Annotated in this window: 17 protein-coding genes; 10 read left to right on the top strand and 7 right to left on the bottom strand. The window is 69.6% G+C overall.

Annotated features, from left to right (window positions below):
- Window positions 1-4: 4 nt before the first annotated feature.
- Together OOZ19_RS27410 and OOZ19_RS27405 are read right to left on the bottom strand one after the other, a co-directional pair.
- A complete protein-coding gene (locus tag OOZ19_RS27410; protein WP_266093053.1) occupies window positions 5-982 on the bottom strand; it encodes a mechanosensitive ion channel family protein in 978 nt (325 codons plus the stop codon).
- 190 nt (window positions 983-1172) lie between these two features.
- Entirely contained in the window at window positions 1173-3278 is a 2106-nt protein-coding gene (locus tag OOZ19_RS27405) for a prolyl oligopeptidase family serine peptidase (RefSeq protein ID WP_266093052.1), read from the bottom strand.
- A 342-nt stretch (window positions 3279-3620) separates the two neighbouring features.
- On the opposite strand from OOZ19_RS27405, the gene OOZ19_RS27400 reads away from it, so the two are divergent.
- Complete coding sequence (locus OOZ19_RS27400; RefSeq protein WP_266093051.1) at window positions 3621-4163, top strand: HNH endonuclease; 543 nt, start codon at window positions 3621-3623, stop codon at window positions 4161-4163.
- Window positions 4164-4179: 16 nt separating this feature from the next.
- Here OOZ19_RS27400 and OOZ19_RS27395 read toward each other — a convergent pair whose 3' ends face one another.
- Entirely contained in the window at window positions 4180-5070 is an 891-nt protein-coding gene (locus tag OOZ19_RS27395; RefSeq protein ID WP_266093050.1) for a hypothetical protein, read from the bottom strand.
- Between the two features lie 957 nt (window positions 5071-6027).
- Between OOZ19_RS27395 and ctaJ the strand changes: the two genes are divergently transcribed.
- Window positions 6028-6294 (top strand): aa3-type cytochrome oxidase subunit CtaJ, encoded by a 267-nt coding sequence (ctaJ, locus tag OOZ19_RS27390; RefSeq protein WP_266093049.1) that lies wholly within the window; start codon window positions 6028-6030, stop codon window positions 6292-6294.
- Window positions 6281-6763 (top strand): DUF5130 family protein, encoded by a 483-nt coding sequence (locus OOZ19_RS27385; RefSeq protein WP_266093048.1) that lies wholly within the window; start codon window positions 6281-6283, stop codon window positions 6761-6763. The genes ctaJ and OOZ19_RS27385 overlap by 14 nt, the downstream gene beginning before the upstream one ends.
- Before the next feature lie 110 nt (window positions 6764-6873).
- Here OOZ19_RS27385 and pepN read toward each other — a convergent pair whose 3' ends face one another.
- Window positions 6874-9453 (bottom strand): aminopeptidase N, encoded by a 2580-nt coding sequence (gene pepN, locus OOZ19_RS27380; protein ID WP_266093047.1) that lies wholly within the window; start codon window positions 9451-9453, stop codon window positions 6874-6876.
- Window positions 9454-9802: 349 nt separating this feature from the next.
- On the opposite strand from pepN, the gene OOZ19_RS27375 reads away from it, so the two are divergent.
- The 6 genes from OOZ19_RS27375 (at window position 9803) to OOZ19_RS27350 (ending at window position 14263) form a co-directional block, all read left to right on the top strand.
- Window positions 9803-10414 (top strand): mycothiol-dependent nitroreductase Rv2466c family protein, encoded by a 612-nt coding sequence (locus OOZ19_RS27375; RefSeq protein ID WP_266093046.1) that lies wholly within the window; start codon window positions 9803-9805, stop codon window positions 10412-10414.
- Window positions 10415-10485: 71 nt separating this feature from the next.
- On the top strand, window positions 10486-11226 hold the full coding sequence (locus OOZ19_RS27370) for an alpha/beta fold hydrolase (RefSeq protein WP_266093045.1): 741 nt from the start codon (window positions 10486-10488) through the stop codon (window positions 11224-11226).
- Between the two features lie 94 nt (window positions 11227-11320).
- The gene (locus tag OOZ19_RS27365; RefSeq protein ID WP_266093044.1) at window positions 11321-12748 is read left to right on the top strand and encodes an aldehyde dehydrogenase family protein; all 1428 of its coding nucleotides are present in this window, start codon (window positions 11321-11323) and stop codon (window positions 12746-12748) included.
- A gap of 66 nt (window positions 12749-12814) precedes the next feature.
- The gene (locus tag OOZ19_RS27360) at window positions 12815-13108 is read left to right on the top strand and encodes a hypothetical protein (RefSeq protein ID WP_266093043.1); all 294 of its coding nucleotides are present in this window, start codon (window positions 12815-12817) and stop codon (window positions 13106-13108) included.
- A 30-nt stretch (window positions 13109-13138) separates the two neighbouring features.
- Window positions 13139-13819, top strand: coding sequence for an endonuclease V (locus OOZ19_RS27355; protein ID WP_266093042.1), 681 nt, complete (start codon window positions 13139-13141; stop codon window positions 13817-13819).
- Window positions 13820-13897: 78 nt separating this feature from the next.
- On the top strand, window positions 13898-14263 hold the full coding sequence (locus OOZ19_RS27350; RefSeq protein WP_266093041.1) for a hypothetical protein: 366 nt from the start codon (window positions 13898-13900) through the stop codon (window positions 14261-14263).
- Window positions 14264-14368: 105 nt separating this feature from the next.
- Here OOZ19_RS27350 and OOZ19_RS27345 read toward each other — a convergent pair whose 3' ends face one another.
- The 3 genes from OOZ19_RS27345 to OOZ19_RS27335 form a co-directional block, all read right to left on the bottom strand.
- Window positions 14369-14548, bottom strand: coding sequence for a hypothetical protein (locus tag OOZ19_RS27345; RefSeq protein ID WP_266093040.1), 180 nt, complete (start codon window positions 14546-14548; stop codon window positions 14369-14371).
- Between the two features lie 133 nt (window positions 14549-14681).
- The gene (locus OOZ19_RS27340) at window positions 14682-15020 is read right to left on the bottom strand and encodes a toxin-antitoxin system YwqK family antitoxin (protein ID WP_266093039.1); all 339 of its coding nucleotides are present in this window, start codon (window positions 15018-15020) and stop codon (window positions 14682-14684) included.
- The gene (locus OOZ19_RS27335) at window positions 15017-16306 is read right to left on the bottom strand and encodes a DUF8616 domain-containing protein (protein WP_266093038.1); all 1290 of its coding nucleotides are present in this window, start codon (window positions 16304-16306) and stop codon (window positions 15017-15019) included. Before OOZ19_RS27335 ends, OOZ19_RS27340 begins: the two co-directional genes overlap by 4 nt.
- Window positions 16307-16315: 9 nt before the next feature.
- On the opposite strand from OOZ19_RS27335, the gene OOZ19_RS27330 reads away from it, so the two are divergent.
- A complete protein-coding gene (locus tag OOZ19_RS27330) occupies window positions 16316-16600 on the top strand; it encodes a hypothetical protein (protein WP_266093037.1) in 285 nt (94 codons plus the stop codon).
- Window positions 16601-17093: the final 493 nt, after the last annotated feature.

Raw genomic sequence — 17093 nt, 5'->3', positions numbered from 1 at the left:
GTGCTCATACCTGGGCCGAGTCGATCTGCGGCCGTCCGTTCGGGTAGGGCGGCTGGATGTCCTCGTCGTCGTAGGCCCGCTTGATCGCCACGCGGAGCCTGCGCTGCACCGCCCACTGGGTGCTGGGCCGCACCTTCACGGTCAGGCGCAGCGTGATCGTGTCCGAGGTGATCTGGTCCACGCCGAGCATCTCCGGCGGGTCCATCACGTCCTTGGACAGCGGTTCCCTGGATGCGGCCTCGGTGGCGACCCGCGTCGCGACCTCCATCGCCTTCTCCACGGAGCTCGTGTGCGAGATCGGGAAGTCCACGACGGCGACCGCGAAGCCCTGGCTGGAGTTGCCGACGCGCAGGATCTCGCCGTTGCGCACGTACCAGACGGTCCCGTTGAGGTCGCGCAGCGTGGTGACCCGCAGCCCGACGGCTTCGACGGTGCCGGTGGCCTCGCCGAGGTCGACGATGTCGCCCACGCCGTACTGGTCCTCGACCATCATGAACATCCCGGACAGGAAGTCCCGGACCAGGTTCTGCGCGCCGAACGCCACCGCGACGCCCAGCACCCCGGCGGAGGCCAGGATCGGACCGAGCTCGATGCCCAGGGACTTCAGCACGTACATCAGCGCGAGGCCGAAGATCACGAACGAGGCCAGCGACTTGAGCACCGACCCGATCGTGCGGGCGCGCTGCACGCGGCGCTCCGAGAGCAGCGCCATCCCGGCGGCATCGCTGCGGCGTTCCTTCAGCGGCACCAGCAGCTTCGGCGTCTTGCCGCCGTTGCCCCTGGTCAGCCGGGAAATCGTGCGGTGCACGAAGTAGCGGGCCAAGAACGAGATGACGATGATCATCAAGATGTTCAGCGGCTTGGCGATGAGCAGGTCCGAGTACATCGCCAGCCACTGGTTGCCGGTCCAGGAGAAGACGGTCTGGCACCAGCTGCCGTCGTCCTGGACGCAGTTGGGCTGGGTTAACAGCGGGGGTGTCATGGGTCGGGGTCTCCATGCTCGGGTGTTTCGTCGACCTGTGCGCGTCACCGAAGGCCGCTGACCACGTCGAAGGTGCCGTCCGGCTGAAGACCGGGAGCTGTGGACGCCCCGCCGCCCGCAGCTCCCGCAGCCGGCACCGCACCGGACGTGGCACGTGCCTTCCGCGACTGTTGTCAGAAGTGGCGACCGCTCAGGCGAGGGGGAGCCCGGTGGCCTCCGCTAGGAAGGCGATCTGGTCGGTCGCCAGGCCTACCGTACGCGAAACGGAACGGGCGGAATGTCCTACCTCGGTCTCCCTGCGCAGCAGCACGGGACGTCGGGCCGGGTCCGAAGCGGTCGCGTGCTGCAGCGCCGCGCACATCTTGCGCGCGTGGTTCGGATCCACCCGCGTGTCCGACTCGTAGACGGTGAACAGCACCGACGGGTACGCGGTGCCCTCGGTCACCGCGTGGTACGGCGAGTACGACAGCAGCCAGTCCAGCTCGTCCGGGTCGTCGGCGGTGCCGTACTCCTCGTTCCACGTGCGGCCCAGCAGGAACTTCTCGTACCGCACCATGTCCAGCAGCGGAGCCGAGCACACCACCGCGCGGTAGAGGTCCGGGCGCTGCGTCAGCGCCGCGCCCACCAGCAGGCCGCCGTTGGAGCCGCCGGTGATCGCCAGCTGCTGGGGTGAGCTCCACCCGGTGGCGACCAGGTGCTCGGCCGCGGCGTGGAAGTCGTCGAAGACGTTCTGCTTGCTCTCGCGCATGCCCGCGCGGTGCCACTGCTCACCTTCCTCACCGCCGCCGCGCAGCGACGGCAGCGCCCACACCCCGCCCGCGGCGACCCAGGCCAGCGCGGTGGGGGAGTAGGAGGGCTCCATCGACAGCGAGAACCCGCCGTAGCCGGTGACCATCGCCGGTCGAGGCTGATCGGGTTCCGCGGTGGGCGTGAGCAGGAACATCCGGACGGTGGTGCCGTCCTTCGAGGTGTACTCGACCTGCGAGGCGTGCACTTCCGGCAGCTCGGCCGCACCGGGAGCGCGCCGATCCTGCCGGGTCGTGCCGGAGGCCCGCGCGTAGAGCTGCACGCACGGCGGGGTGGCGAAGTCGGTCCAGCCGATCCACAGCCGGTCCCGGTCGCCCTCGGTGTCCTCGTCCACCGCGGTCAGCGCCGTGATCTGGCCGGTGCCGGGAAGCGGTACCTCGTCGGTGCGCTCGCCCGTGACGGGGTCGTGCAAGGCCAGGTCGGAGACCGCGTGCCTGGTGCGCAGCACCGCGAGCTTCGGGTCGTCGGTGCCGTCGTCGAACCAGCGCACCGCCTCCAGCACCGAGTCCGGCTCCTCCGGGATCAGCTCCTGCCAGTGCGCGGGCTCCGGGGTCTCCGGGTCGGTGACGCACAGCCGCCAGCGCGGTGCGTCCAGCGTGGTCTGCACGTACAGCCTGCCGTCGCGCTCCACCCACGCCGAGGCCCGGATGCCCTCCGAGGTGTCGATGACCTGGCGGAGCTCGCCGCCCGCGGACAGGTCCGCGATCCACATCGAGTCCCGCCGGGCCGTGCCCGGACTGCCGTGGATCAGCAGCCAGCGGCCGTCGCGGGAGACGCGGGCGTCGTAGTAGAAGGTGTGCTCCAGGCCGTCGCCGTGGATCAGCAGGTCGTCGTCGGGGTGGTTGCCGACCTGGTGTCGCCACACCCGGCGGTGGAACTGCTCCTCGCCCGCGGGCACCGCTTCCGGCGGCAGCCGCCGCACGTAGAAGAACTCGGCACCGCCCGGCATCCAGGAGATCGACGAGTAGCGGCAGCGGTCGATCGGGCCTTCGACCAGCTCACCGGTGGTCACGTCCAGCACGTACAGCAGCGACTCCTCGTCGCCGCCGACCGACACCTGGTAGGCCAGCCGGTCGCCTTCCAGGCTCGGCGACCAGCGGTCCAGCGTCGTCAGGCCGGACGGGTCCAGCTCGGTGACGTCGAGCAGCGGCCGCTCGGAACCGTCGTGGTCGAGCAGGTAGAGCACCGGGAACTCCTGCCCCGGCGCGCGGCGGGTGAAGAACGCCCGCCCGGCGCGCCACACCGGGGCCGACACCGACCCCGCTGCCAGCAGGGACGTCAAGTTCCGCGCGATCTCCGCACGTCCGGGGAGCTCGTCGAGTCGCGCCCGCGCGAACTCGTCCTGCGCGGCCGACCACGACTCGGTGGTCGGGTCGGCCGGGTCTTCAAGGCCTCGGTACGGGTCGGGAACCCGCCTGCCGTGCAGGTCGTCGACCGTGTCGGCGCGTTCGGCGTGCGGATAAGACAGGGGCGGCTGAACCTTCGTCACGCTCGCCGACGATACGGGTGCGGGTGCCCGCTGCGGCGGTTCGGCGGCGGCGTTCACCGAATTCACCCTGAACGATCAACACCGGAGCCCATACGATCGACGCCAGTGGTGCCGGTCGGCTCATCGACCTCTCCCGGACCGTCGCGACCTCGGGTTCGTACCGCGGCGCGGGTGACTAGCACGTGGTGAATCACACGTGCGTTCGGGGTGTCGATTGTGGTCGACTGGTTCTTGCCAACCGGTGGAGGTGGTCGCGTGCACGACCGAATACCGACTCGGACAGGCGCGGCCACGGGGCTCGCGTCTCGGGCGGCGCTGTGCCAGGCACCGGCGCAGCACTGCGTGCAGTCGGGTGATCCGGTACCCCCGTGGCGCAAGCGGCGGGTGCTGTTGCTCAACACGACCTTCGAACCGCTGACCGCGCTTCCGCTGCGCAGGGCGATCGTGCTGCTGGTCTGCGGCAAGGCGGAGGTCGTCCACGGAGACTCGGCGGGCATGACGCTGCACTCGGCGACGAGCAGCCACGAAGTGCCCTCGGTGATCCGGCTGAGCAGCTTCGTACGGGTTCCGTACCGGGGACGCGTTCCGCTCACCCGCTCCGCGTTGATGCACCGCGACGGGCATCGCTGCGTGTACTGCGGCGTTCGAGCCGAGACGATCGATCACGTGGTGCCCCGCAGCCGAGGCGGGCCGCACGCGTGGGAGAACTGCGTGGCGTGCTGCACCAAGTGCAACCACCGCAAGGCCGACAAGACGCTCAGCGAACTCGGCTGGCAGCTGCCGGTGGCCCCGCACGCGCCGCGCGGCAGGCACTGGCGGCTGATCGCGGGTTTGTCCGAGACCGATCCGCTGTGGCTGCCCTACCTGGGCGAGTCCGCGGCGTGAACCTGCTGGGAGCACGTCAGGCCACCGCGGCGAGCTGATCGGCACTGCGCCCACTGATGCGCACGCCGCGTTCCTGCCCGCTGATGCGGACTCCGGCCTGCCCGCTGATGCGGACTCCGCGCTGGTCACCGCTGATCCGAACCCCGCGTTCCTGCCCGCTGATGCGGACGCCTCGGTCTTCGCCGCTGATCCGCACGCCGCGCTGGTTGCCGCTGATCCGCACACCGCGTCCGGTACCGCTGATGCGCACGCCGTGCCGCCCGCTGATCCGGACTCCGCGGTCCGCGCAGCTGATGCGCACGCCGCGCTGCTCACCGCTGATCCGCACCCCGCGGTCGTGCCCGCTGATGCGGACTCCGTGATGCGAGACAGGGCTGTTCGGCCCGTGCTCGCCGCTGATGCGGACGCCGCTTTCCTGACCGCTGATGCGGACGCCGCGCTGGTCACCGCTGATCCGGACTCCGCGTTCCTGCCCGCTGATGCCGACGCCGTGTCGCGAGCTGATGCGGACTCCGTGACGCCCGACGGGGCTGTTCGGCCCGTGCTCGCCGCTGATGCGGACTCCGCGCTGGTCGCCGCTGATGCGGACGCCGCGCTCGGTGCCGCTGATGCGGACTCCGCGGTCCTCGCCGCTGATCCGCACGCCGTGCTTCTGCCCGCTGATCCGGACTCCGCGTTCCTGGCCGCTGATCCGCACGCCGCGCTGGTCACCGCTGATGCGAACACCCCTGTCCGCGCCGCTGATCCGGACACCTCGATCAAGGGAACTGATCCGCACGCCCTGCCGGCCGCTGATCCGGACGCCTGCCTGCGCGCTGATGCGGACTCCGCGCTGCTCGCCGCTGATCCGCACACCGCGGTCGGTACCGCTGATCCGCACGCCGCGATGGCCGCCGCTGATCCGCACGCCACTGGCTGTGTGCGCACCGTGTTCAAGAAGGGGCTGCGCATCGAAGGAATTGGTGACAACATTACGCTGAGCGGCGGTTTCGATGATCGACATGGTGTGCCTCCCGCAGGCCAATAGACGAGTTATGGGGCTAATGATCAAATATGCAAGACCCATACAGGTGAAAAACTAGAAGCGCGGAAGCGTTCAAACAAGCCGCCAACTTGCCGCCTGCTGCGACCTTCTGGATGGGCTCCATTTGGCGGCGGCGATTACTCTGAAAGAGTTACATTACGTGAGGCGCAACACGCTTGACTAGTGACTTTCGGTAGCCCTTGTCCTGCTCAGGGCCAGAATGATCACGGTGAGTCACTGAAACGATGCGTGCTGCCTACCTGTCGTAGCCAGGTGTCCCGTTCCCGCCGTCCGCGTGCGATTCGGCGGGCGAGAGCGGTGCTTCCGGTGTCCGCGAGGTGTGGGCGGGGCCGATTTTCGGGGCGAAATCGCAGCTCAGCGCTGCTTTTCGGGCTGCAGGGACGACCTGGGGTGGCCGGCGGGCTCGACCGGAGCTTCCTCGCATGGATCCGCTCTCGTGTCAAGAGCGGCGTCGATTCACTCGTTCGGCGGTATGGGATTTTCACTAGAAATTGAGCAGTTGCTCGTGCGGCTTCGCGGGGTCCGGGACCAGGGTTCGACGCGCGTGCGAAAGGCGGGCATTCTCGTCGGTTCGTTTCCGCGGCGCCGCTACCTCGCGCGTTTTCGCAGGTGGTGAAGATTCTTCCCGGCGAGTCGCGGTTTCTCCGGTCGCAATTGCACGGGAATTGCGCTGCGTTGTCCACAGGTTTGTCCACAGGTGCGGACGTCGCCGCCGCGTCGGGTCGAAGAAGCGCTCCGACCGGCCTCCCGCGCACCGGAACGCGACCGGTCGCCGTGGTGTCATCCCACGCGGCGGCGTGATCGGCTACCGTGCTGGGCGTGACTGTGGTGGAGACCTTCCTCGTGCTGGCGGTGATCCCAGCGGCCGTGTACCTCCTGGTCACGGTGATCGCCTTCCGGTCGAGCCTGACCCGTACCCGTTATCGCGCAGGCCAGGACTGGGAGTTCGCGCCCGTGTTCTGGGTTGCCAACCCGGCAGGCGTGAGCACTGCTCCGCCCGGCGACCTGGACTCGTCCGAGACCGCGTCCGACGCCGTCGAGCACACGCACAGCACCGACCGGGGAGGCGCACGTGGGAACTGGTGAGATCACCGGCGTGAGCCGGTCCGATGAGCAGGAGCTGGCGGCGGGCGAGGCCGTGACGGCGACCGGGCGGCTCTCCATCGCCCGCCGGGTCAAGCCGCAAGCGCGGCACCTGCCGTTCAGCACCGGCCAGCTCGCCCGGCTCGACGAGGCGCTCACGCTCTCCAGCCGCAGCACCGGCCTGGAGTTCGCGATCTACCTCGGCGACCTCGGCGAGCAGACCCGCGAGTCCGCGGCGGCGCTGCACGCCAACCTGGGCGCGCGCGCCGAGGAGGGGGTGCTGCTGGCGGTGTCCCCGCAGCAGCGCGCCGTGGAGATCGTCACCGGCGCGGAGTCGAAGCGCCGCGTGCCCGACCGCAGCTGCCAGCTGGCCTTGATGACCATGGTCGCCTCCTTCAAGGAAGGCGAACTGATCGACGGCCTGATCAGCGCGCTGCGGATGCTCTCCGACGCGGCGGGCACCCAGCACTGAGCCCTCCGGGAGGGCGCGCCGGTCTCCGGGTAGCGGACCTCGGCGCGAGGACCCTCCCGCACGAACCGAGAACGGGGCCGGACCGATGAGGTCCGGCCCCGTTCCCACGCTCAGGAGCGGTCGAACTCGCGGGCCGCCAGCGCCCGCACGATGCCCGCCCGGCCTTCCGAGACGAGCCGGCGCAGCGAGGCCGGACGTTCGCCGGCCAGCCAGGCGTCCGCGGCGTCGACGGTGCTCTGCCGCACCGCCCACGACGGGAACAGCCCGATCACCGTCGGCTGCGCGCGTTCGCTGGAACGCCGCTGCCACACCTCGTCGATCTCGGCGAAGTAGCGCTCGACGTAGGGCACCAGCAGCTCGCGCTGTCCGGGGTGCTGGAAACCCGCGATGATCGAGTCGCTGACCGCGTTCGGCAGCTCGTCGTCGTGCACCGCGCGCTGCCAGGCGCGTTCCTTGGACTCCGGGGTGGGGATCAGCGAGCGCGCGCGCTCGGCCTTGCGCCTGCCGGTGGCGGTCTTGTCCTGCTCCAGCTCCGCGTCGATCTCCGCCTCGTCCGCCGCGCCGTGCGCGACCAGGGCCTGCAGCAGCAGCCAGCGCAGGTCGGTGTCGACGGTGAGCCCCGCCAGCGGCGCCGACCCGTCCAGCCAGCCGCGCACGACCTCGAGGTGCTCGGTGCCGAGCACCGAGGACGCCAGCGAGTTCACGAACGCCAGCTGGTGGTCCGAGCCCGGTTCGGCGGCCTGCGCCAGCTCCAGCACGCGGGTGGAGAACCGGTTCCAGCCCTCCGGCTGCCACTCCGGATCGGCGTAGGAGGCCAGCGCGGTCTGGGTCTGCAGCAGCACCCGCTGCACCACGCCGATCTCGCTCTCCGCGCCGATGCCGGACTCCGCGGAGCGCCCCAGCACGAGGCTCACGAAGTCCCGCGCCTTCAGCTCCGCCTCGCGGGTCATCTCCCAGGCGGTGGACCAGCACAGCGCCCGCGGCAGAGACTGCTCGACCTCGCCGATCCGGTCGATCAGCGTGGCCAGCGACTCGGGGTCGAGCCGCATCGTGCAGTAGGTGAGGTCGTCGTCGTTGACCAGCACCAGCTTGCCGCGGTGCACGCCGATGAGGTCCGCGACGTCGGTGCGCTCGTCGCTCACGTCGAGTTCGACGCGGTGGGTGCGGACCAGCTCACCGGTGGCGGGGTCGTCGTCGTAGACGCCGATCGCGAGCCGGTGGGTGCGGTGCTCACCGGCGCCGGGGCGGGCGCCGCTCTGCACGACGGTGAACTCGGTGAACCGGCCCTCGTCGTCGGTGGTGAACCGGGGGCGCAGCATGTTCAGCCCGGTGGTCTGCAGCCACTGCGCGCTCCACCAGGACAGGTCGCGCCCGGAGGCCTCTTCGAGCGCCAGCAGCAGGTCGTTGAGCGTGGCGTTCTTCCAGGCGTGACGCTCGAAGTAGACGCGCAGCCCGGCGAGGAAGTTCTCCAGGCCCACGTAGGCGACGAGCTGCTTGAGCACCGACGCGCCCTTGGCGTAGGTGATCCCGTCGAAGTTGACCTCGACGGCCTGCAGGTCCGGGATGTCGGCGGCCACGGGGTGCGTGGAGGGCAGCTGGTCCTGGCGGTACGCCCAGGACTTCTCGACGCTCGCGAAGGTCGTCCAGGCGCTGGTGTACTGGGTGCCGCCGACCTGCGCGAGCACGCTGGCCCAGGTGGCGAACGACTCGTTGAGCCACAGGTCGTCCCACCAGCGCATGGTCACCAGGTCGCCGAACCACATGTGCGCCATCTCGTGCAGCACGGTCTCGGCGCGGCGCTCGTAGAGGTAGCCGGTGACCTTCGAGCGGAACACGAAGTCCTCGAGGAAGGTGACGCAGCCGGCGTTCTCCATGGCGCCCGCGTTGAACTCCGGCACGAAGCACTGGTCGTACTTGCCGAACGGGTACGGCACCCCGAACGCCTTGTGGTAGAAGGCGAAACCCTGCTTCGTCTCGGTGAACAGCCGCTCGACGTCGAGGTGCTCGGCGAGCGAGGCGCGGCAGTACAGCCCCAGCGGGATCGGGTCCTGGCCGTCCTCGCCGGGGAACTCGTCGCGCCACTCCGCGTAGGGGCCCGCGACCAGCGCGACCAGGTAGGTCGACATCGGCTTCGTGGTCTCGAAGACGTGCGTGCGGTGCTCGCCGGAGCCGGTGATCTCGGCGGGCGCGTTCGAGATGACCTTCCAGGACGCGGGAGCGTGCACCGTGATCTGGTAGGTGGCCTTGAGGTCGGGCTGGTCGAAGCAGGTGAACATCCGCTTCGCGTCGGCCGTCTCGAACTGGCTGTAGAGGTACACGCCGCCGTCGACCGGGTCGATGAAGCGGTGCAGCCCCTCACCGGTGTTGGTGTACTGCAGGTCGGCGCGCACGACGAGTTCGTTGTCGGCGGCCAGGTCCGGAAGCGCGAGCCCGGAGTCCTCGGCGTAGCCGGACACGTCGAGCTCGACCCCGTTGAGCGTCGCTGCGCGCACCTCGGCGGCCATCAGATCGATCCACGTGGAGGCCCCCGTTCGAGCGCTGCGGAACCGCACCGTCGTGGTGGAACCGAAGGTCCGCACGTCCGGCCCGTTCGCGCCGTCGGAGAGGTCCAGTTCGATCACGTAGGACTCGACGTCGAGCAGCGCCGCGCGCTGTTCGGCTTGGTCCTGGGTGAGGTTCGGCGGGGCCACGGATCACCTCGTTGTTCGTAGGATTCTGCGCACCGGCGTTCCGCGCCGGTGCGGGGCGCTGGAAATCCAATCACGCCGGAGCGGCGCGGTGCCGCCCGACGCCTGATCATCACCGCCGGGCGTGTCGGTCGGCGCGGACGAACACCTGGGAGATCGGGGTGCCGCGGCGGTTCATCCGGGAATATCGGCACATTCCCCATTCGGTTCGGCCGACTGGGAAGAAGTTCGGGGTGGCGCGGAGTTGTACCTGTCGCGGGTGTCCGCCCGCGCCGAACCGGCTTCCGCGCGGGTCTCCGCCCGTGCCCGACCGAGCTCCGTGCCGCGCACGGGGCACAGTGGAGGGTTGTTCATGAGCACCGAGCGTCCGAAGGTCGACTTCTACTTCGACCCGCTCTGCCCCTTCGCGTGGGTCTCGTCGCGGTGGATCCTGGAAGTAGCCCAGGTGCGCGACATCGACTTGAACTTCCGGGTGATGAGCCTGGCCGTGCTGAACTCGGGCCGGGACCTCCCGGAGGAGTACCAGGACCTGATGCAGAAGGCGTGGGGCCCGGTGCGGGTCGCGATCGCCGCCGCCAAGCACCACGGCGACGACGTGCTCGGCCCGCTGTACACCGCGCTCGGCAGCCGGATCCACAACGAAGGCCGCAAGGACTACGAGCAGGTGATCAGCGAGGCGCTGGCGGAGATCGAGCTGCCCGCGTCGCTGGCCGAGGCCGCCACCAGCACCGATTACGACGACGAGCTGCGCGCCAGCCACCACGCGGGGATGGACCCGGTCGGCGAGGACGTGGGCACGCCCACCATCCACGTGGACGGCGTCGCGTTCTTCGGCCCGATCACCACCCGCATCCCGCGAGGTGAGCAGGCCGGTGAGCTGTTCGACGCCGCGCGCACGCTGGCCGCTTACCCGTACTTCTTCGAGCTCAAGCGGACCCGCACCGAGTCCCCGCAGTTCGGCTGATCCGGTTCGTTCCGCGCAGGTGGCCCGGACCTCGTCGCCGACGTGGCCGGGCCCCGACTTCAGGGGGCCGGGTGCGGGAGGTGGCGGTCGTCCGGGCAGCGGGGCGGACGCCCGGTGCCCCGGCGCTGCTGTGCGTGCCGGGGACGATGTCGGACCCGGTGATCTTCGACGGGCTCGCGGAGGCCACCGGGACCGACGTCGTCGTGGCGCCGTGGCTGGAGTGGCCGGGACCGCACGACATGGCCTCGCTGGGCGCCGAAGTGGCGCTGCTGGCCGAGCGGCACGCTCCGGTCGTGCTGCTCGGGCATTCCACCGGGGGCGTGATCGCGTTGTCCGCGGCGTTGCGCACCGACCGGGTGCGAGGCGTGGTCGTCTGCGACAGCGGCGTGAACATGCGCGGCCACGGCGATGTGGACGCGATCATCGACCGGGTGCGCGAGCAGTGGGGGCCGGAGCTGTGGCGCGCGGTCGCCCGGCGGTCGGTGCACCTGCCGGTCCCGGCGGAGGTCGCGGAGCGGCTCGACTCCTATCCTGCCGGTCTGGCGCGGGACGCCGTGCTGGAGGCGTTGCGCAGCCAGCGGGACACGGACCTTGCTCCGCGGCTCGCCGAGCTCGGGCGGCTCCCGGCGCTCGTCGTGCACGGCAGGTTTGACCGCGCCCGCACCCTCGCGCACGCGGAGGAGCTGGCCGGCTCGCTGCCGGGCTCGGAACTGGTCGTGCTGGAGTCCGGGCACACGCCGCCGGTGGAGCTCCCCGACCGGTTCGCGGCGGAACTGGTGCGGTTCCTGGCCCGGTTGCCGGACGGGGGTTGATCGCCGAGCCGGTGCTCCGGAACAGCGGTGTGCTCCGCGCCAGCGTTGTGACACGCTCGGTGTCGTATCGATCGGTCACCCTCGGGAGGAACGCATGGCGGCGCCCACGACCAGCCGAACCGACCACGTCATCGGAGGCGACCACGTCGCCGGCTCCGGAGCGCGGATCGAGGTGGTCAACCCGGCCACCGAGCAGGTGATCGGCTCGGTCCCGGCCGGCACCGCGACGGAGGTGGACGCGGCGGTCGCCGCGGCGCGCGCCGCCTTCGACGGCTGGGCGTCCCGCCCGGTGGCGGAGCGGTCGGCCGCGGTGCGCCGGATCTCCGAGGGCATCGCGAAGCGCCGCGACGAGATCGCGGCCACGGTCACCGCCGAGATGGGTTCTCCGATCGGCTTCTCCACCCAGGTGCACGCGAGCGTTCCGGTCGCCACCTCGCGCGGTATCGCCGACCTGCTCGACGCGGGATACGCGTGGACCGAGGAGTCGGAGAACTCGCTGATCGTCCGCGAACCCGTCGGGGTCGTCGCCGCGATCACGCCGTGGAACTACCCGCTGCACCAGATCGTGGCGAAGGTCGCCGCCGCGCTGGGCGCGGGATGCACCGTGGTGCTCAAGCCCAGCGAGGTCGCCCCGCTCACCTCGGCCATCTTCGCCGAGATCGTCGCCGACGCAGGCGTGCCCGCAGGGGTCTTCAACCTCGTGCACGGCACCGGCCCGGTCGTGGGGGAGGCGCTGGCCGCCCACCGCGACGTGGACATGGTGTCGTTCACCGGCTCCACCCGCGCCGGTCGCCGCGTCTCGGAAGTCGCCGCGCAGACCGTGAAGCGGGTGGCCCTGGAGCTCGGAGGCAAGTCCGCCAACGTGGTGCTGGAGGACGCCGACCTCGCCAAGGCCGTGAAGCTGGGCGTCGCGGGGTGCTTCCCCAACGGTGGCCAGAGCTGCAACGCGCTCACCCGCATGCTCGTTCCGGAATCGCGCTACGACGAGGCCGTGGAGCTCGCCGTCGGCGCGGTCGCCAAGTACACCGTCGGAGACCCCACCGACGAGACGACCCGCATCGGCCCGATGGTCTCCGACGTGCAGCGCGACCGGGTCGCCGACTACATCCGCAAGGGCGTGGCCGAGGGCGCCTCGGTCGCCGTCGGCGGGCCGGAGGCACCGGAAGGCCTGGACACCGGCTACTACGTGCGCCCCACCGTGTTCACCGGCGTCACGCCCGACATGACCATCGCCCGCGAGGAGATCTTCGGCCCGGTGCTGTCGATCTTGTCGTACCGCGATGAGGACGAAGCCGTGGCGATCGCGAACGACTCCGAGTACGGCCTGTCCGGCGCGGTGTTCGGCTCCGACGACCGAGCGCTGGCCGTGGCGCGGCGCATCCGCACGGGCCAGATCGCCGTCAACGGTGGTGCCTTCAACCCCAACGCTCCGTTCGGCGGCTACAAGCAGTCCGGCAACGGCCGCGAGTTCGGCAGGCACGGCCTGGAGGAATTCCTGGAGATCAAGTCCATCCAGCGATGACCCCGAGTACTTAACGTACTTCACGTACTCGACGTAGTTTCGGCGCAGGCCGGAGGGAGTGCGTCGATGGTGCACTACGGCAGTTACACCAGGATTTCCCATCCCCCCGGACCGGAGCACGCACGGCCCGAGCTTGTGGGGCCACTCTTGCGCGACCAGCTTCAGGTGTCGGAGGAGGACTTCTGGGCGTGCGTCAACCGGAAGACTCCGCGAGGCTTTTCCGTTGATCCGGCGGATTCACTCCCGGCGGAGTTGGTCCGCTTGCTGATTCATCGGGTCGGAGTTCCGGAGATCGAAGTCAAGGCGATGTCCAAGGATGCGGCGATCGCCCGGCTCAATGCCTACTGGAACCGCCTCTGAGCTCGCCGTGGATGGCCCTAGAGTGGTGGTGTGATTCGGGCTCGGGAGTTGCACGAGTGGCCGTCCGCTGAGGACGAGGCCGTCGCCGTTCAAGAGCGGTTGAGGTCGATGGTGCGCTTCGACGGCGTTCCCGAGGACGTGCGGACCGTCGCGGGGCTGGACGTCGCTTACGCCGAGGGCTCCGACGACGTCATCGCCGCGGTCACGGTGCTGAACCCGACTGATCTGTCCGTTGTGGACAGTTCGGTGGTTCGGGCGCGGGCGGAATTCCCCTACGTGCCGGGATTGTTCGCGTTCCGCGAGGCTCCGCCGCTGCTGGAGGCGCTGGCCGCGCTCGACGTCGAGCCGGACGTGCTGGTCTGCGACGGGCAGGGGCTGGCGCACCCGCGGCGCTTCGGCTTGGCCTGCCACCTCGGAGTGCTCACGGACCTGCCCAGCATCGGAGTCGGCAAGACCTCGCTGGGGAAGTACGACCCGCCGGGCCCGGAACGCGGCGACCGATCACCGCTGCTGCTCGACGGAGAACCCGTGGGAAGCGCGCTGCGCACGCAGCCCGGCGTCAAGTCGATCTTCGTCTCGGTCGGCCACCGCTACACCCTCGACGCCGCCTGCGACCTGGTGCTCCGCCTCGCCCCCCGCTACCGCCTGCCGGAGACGACCCGAACCGCCGACCAACTGGGCCGAGCTGAATCCCGTTCGCCACTGCGGTGACGACCCGGGAAAAGCGCAGGAGGACGTGCGAGGTCTGTTGATGCTGCGGGTAGCTGAACAGCAGATCATGGATTCGCATTGAAAGGTGGGCGCCTCTCCGGCGAATATCCGTTCGAGCTCTTCGGTCCACATCTGAAAAGTCCGATGCCGGAGTGTTCGGATCAAGGCGCATTCCTGGTCGGAGAATCTGCTGTTTTCTGCTTTGCGCTGCCAGTATACTCCGGCGATTGTTTCGTGCAGGGCGAATATCGGCCCGTCGCCGCGAAGGTAGCGGGCGCGGAATTCCTCGGTGTTCACCATGAATTCGTCGCGGCTTCTGGGGTGAATGCCTTCAGTTGTGGCGAACAGGACCTCCCTGATCAGGTGGTTTCGTTCGTCGAAGTCGTCACTTATTGGATTGAGTGGGTATCCCCGGTCAAGGTTGTCGACTGCGGAAGTTTCTAGGAAGAAAGTTTTTCTATAATAGGCAAAGTGCTGGGATGTCAAGCTGTGCGCTCTTCTGGGGCGCTTCGTTGGGTCGCTCTCGGGATTGTTCGACTTCGGAATAATTCAGCCCTGATTCCTCTGGCGCGCGGGGTGATTCTCGTCCTTTGCTGGGAAATCCAGGTCGAGGTGGATGTCGTAAAGCGAGTGTTCGTACTTGGCAATAGCGTCCATCGAGTGCAGATGTAAGCGGATCGCCGACGTGTTCGCGGCAAGGCCGCTGTTGGCCTCATTCAGCGGGGGCAAGTCGAGAAGTTGCGCCGGAGCGCGGCGACAGATCGCCGCTACTGCTGGACGGTGCCCGTGAGCGCGTTGTGCACGCAACCGGGCTTCAGTCGATCTTCGCGTCGGTTCGCCACCGATGAATCCTCGGTCATTCCTAGGTCTGAATCCCGTTCTCGTCCCAAGCTCGGAAGCCGACTTGTGAGCCGTGATCGTCGAACTCGGCTTCCGTGGCGACCTGGCCGTTGGGATGCCATTCGCGATGCGTGCCGATCGGCATCCCGTTTCGCATCCGCCCTTCCTTGCGCAAGAGATCCGGGGTCCGCCATTCCTGATAGGGGCCGTCCGGGTATCCCGCGAAGTAGGAGTAGGTCGACACGACGCTGCCGTCGTGGGCTGTTTCGACAGTGACGCCGGTGAAGGGTTCATCCTGGTAGAAGACGCGACCGGATGCGTCCATGTCGGTCTCTTCTTCGTCGACCCGAAGCTCGCTCATTCCGGACCAATCTCTTCGTACTGTCGGTGGCCAGGCGGGTAGGGGAGTCTACCCGCGCTGCTGGGAACTCCGGCCACCAGGCGATGGCAGTTAGCGCAACAGGCCGCCGGGTTTGGGATCTTTCCGGTGTGCGGGAACGTGTTGTCGACTCGCATCTCTCCCAGGACTCGATCCAAGTCGGCGGGGGAGATGTCGTGGGGGACGCCACGGTCGATCAGCATCTGGTTGAGGTTCTTGACTTCGGCGTGGTTCAGCGGCGGCGAGGGATTGGGGAACTCGGTCCGCCATGGCTTGCCGTCCCGCATGATCGGATCGCCGTTCGCGTCCGGGCGTCGATCCGGCTGCACGTATCCGGTGTTCGGGTCATCGTCGATCGGTGTACTGCGCATGGAGTCAAGCCGTTCCCGCATGACGGGATGAAGGTTCTGCTTCGGGTCATAGCTCGGGTGCGAGGAATCCAGGTTGGGAACGACCTTGTCGGCCGGCCCATTGATCGACTCATAGATTCGTCCGGTCTGCCGGTCGATGGACACCGACAGGCACTGCACGTTCTTCCCGGCCCACTTCTCGACGTTTTTCCCCCGCCAGTCCGCAGGTGTGATCGAGCCGTCCTCGATCTGCTGCCTGACCAGCTTGTTCCGATCGGTCATCACGTCTCGAACATAGGCCTCGATCGGCTGCCCCTTGTAGTGCGTGATCGGGCCGTCCGCCGGATCGGACGGGACGCAGTCATTTCGGTCAAGAGTTTCGAGCACGTGTGGTCTGCTCGGGTCCGGCGGCAGTTCGTCCGGATGTTTCGCCACGAAACCGGTATCGCGATCGAGGGACTGCTCCTCATCACCCCGCGCCGCCGCGTCGTCCGGGGCCGGGCCCGGGTCTTCGCCGTCGTGGGACGGGTGGAAGCCGTCGTTGCCGGTCGGGGTGTCGGTGCCGTCGGGGTGGTGGGTGTCCCAGCTGCCGTTCGGGGGCCAGCCGGGGCGGCCGTCGGGGCCCATGTCGGAGGCGAAGACTCGGCCGTTGCCGTCGGTCCATGCGAGGCCGCGGGGTGCGGTGACGGGGACGCCGAGTTCGCGGGAGAGGTCGCGGGCGAGGCCGCTGGTGCCCGCGTCGCAGGACAGCAGGCGGATCGGCCCGCCGTCGTAGCCGGGGTCGCGGCGCAGCACGTCCGCGAACTCCTTGGCGCTGAAGGTGTGGTCGCCGACTCGGACGCGGCCGTCGGGCAAGGCGTGCACGTCGACGGTGTGGTGCACGCCGTCGTCGGGGACGCGCTGCGCGAGGTCCCGCATGTTCTGGTCGTGGTGGTACGACGAACCGCTGGGAGTGCGGTCGCGGGTGGCTTCGGCCTGGTCGAGCTGGTGCTGGCGTTCCGGCGTGCCGGGCTCGGCGTCCGGGTGCTGCCGATCGCCGTCGTGGGGTCGCTGATCCGCGTCGTGCGGCCGTTGTTCCGGGCCGCCGTTCGGGCGGTCGGGCTGCCGGTCGGGTCGCGCGTCGGCGGAGTGGCGGCTGTCGGGGCGCGCCGGTCCGTCCGCTCGTGGTCCGTCGGCGCGGGGCGATTCCGGACCGTCTCGGCGGGGTGCTGAGGAGTCCGGTCGCGCGTCCGGTTGAGCCGCGTCGCGGGAGCGCGGGGGAGCGGGGTCCGCTCCCTGCGGGCGCGTCCCGGTTCGGGCGTCGTGCGGTTGCGGGCCCTCCGGCGTGCGGGTGGGCGGTGCGGCCGGTCGGTCACCGGGCGCATTCGGGGCGCGGTAGCCCTGAGGTTGTCCGCTGGGAGGCGGAGTCGCGGGTTGTGGGCGTTGCCCGGTGCCGTCCGGGCGTCCGGGCTGTCCGCTCGGATCAGGGCGCTGCCCGGGAACCTCCGGGCGGGACGCGGGACCGTTGGCGTTCCCCGGGCCGTCCGGTCGGCCGGAGGGGGCGGCGTGCCGCGGGCCGTCCGGTCGGCCGGAGGGGGCGTTGTGCGACGGGCCGTGCTGCGTGCTCGGGCCGCCGGGTCGCGACGCGGACTGACCAGGTGATTCGGCGTGGCGCGCGCCGGGGGAGGGTGGCGGAGTCGAGGTGCGACCGCCGTCGGGCCGGGCG

This window comes from Saccharopolyspora sp. NFXS83 (assembly GCF_026241095.1).
Classification (GTDB): Bacteria; Actinomycetota; Actinomycetes; order Mycobacteriales; family Pseudonocardiaceae; genus Saccharopolyspora_C.
This window is presented reverse-complemented; position numbering and strand designations above follow the sequence as displayed.

Coding starts and splice junctions, on each gene's coding strand:
- OOZ19_RS27410 (WP_266093053.1), bottom strand. CDS start 982: ATGACACCCCCGCTGTTAACCCAGCCCAACTGCGTCCAGGACGACGGC.
- OOZ19_RS27375 (WP_266093046.1), top strand. CDS start 9,803: ATGAGCACCGAGCGTCCGAAGGTCGACTTCTACTTCGACCCGCTCTGC.
- OOZ19_RS27365 (WP_266093044.1), top strand. CDS start 11,321: ATGGCGGCGCCCACGACCAGCCGAACCGACCACGTCATCGGAGGCGAC.
- OOZ19_RS27360 (WP_266093043.1), top strand. CDS start 12,815: ATGGTGCACTACGGCAGTTACACCAGGATTTCCCATCCCCCCGGACCG.
- OOZ19_RS27340 (WP_266093039.1), bottom strand. CDS start 15,020: ATGAGCGAGCTTCGGGTCGACGAAGAAGAGACCGACATGGACGCATCC.
- OOZ19_RS27335 (WP_266093038.1), bottom strand. CDS start 16,306: ATGCGGGACCTCGCGCAGCGCGTCCCCGACGACGGCGTGCACCACACC.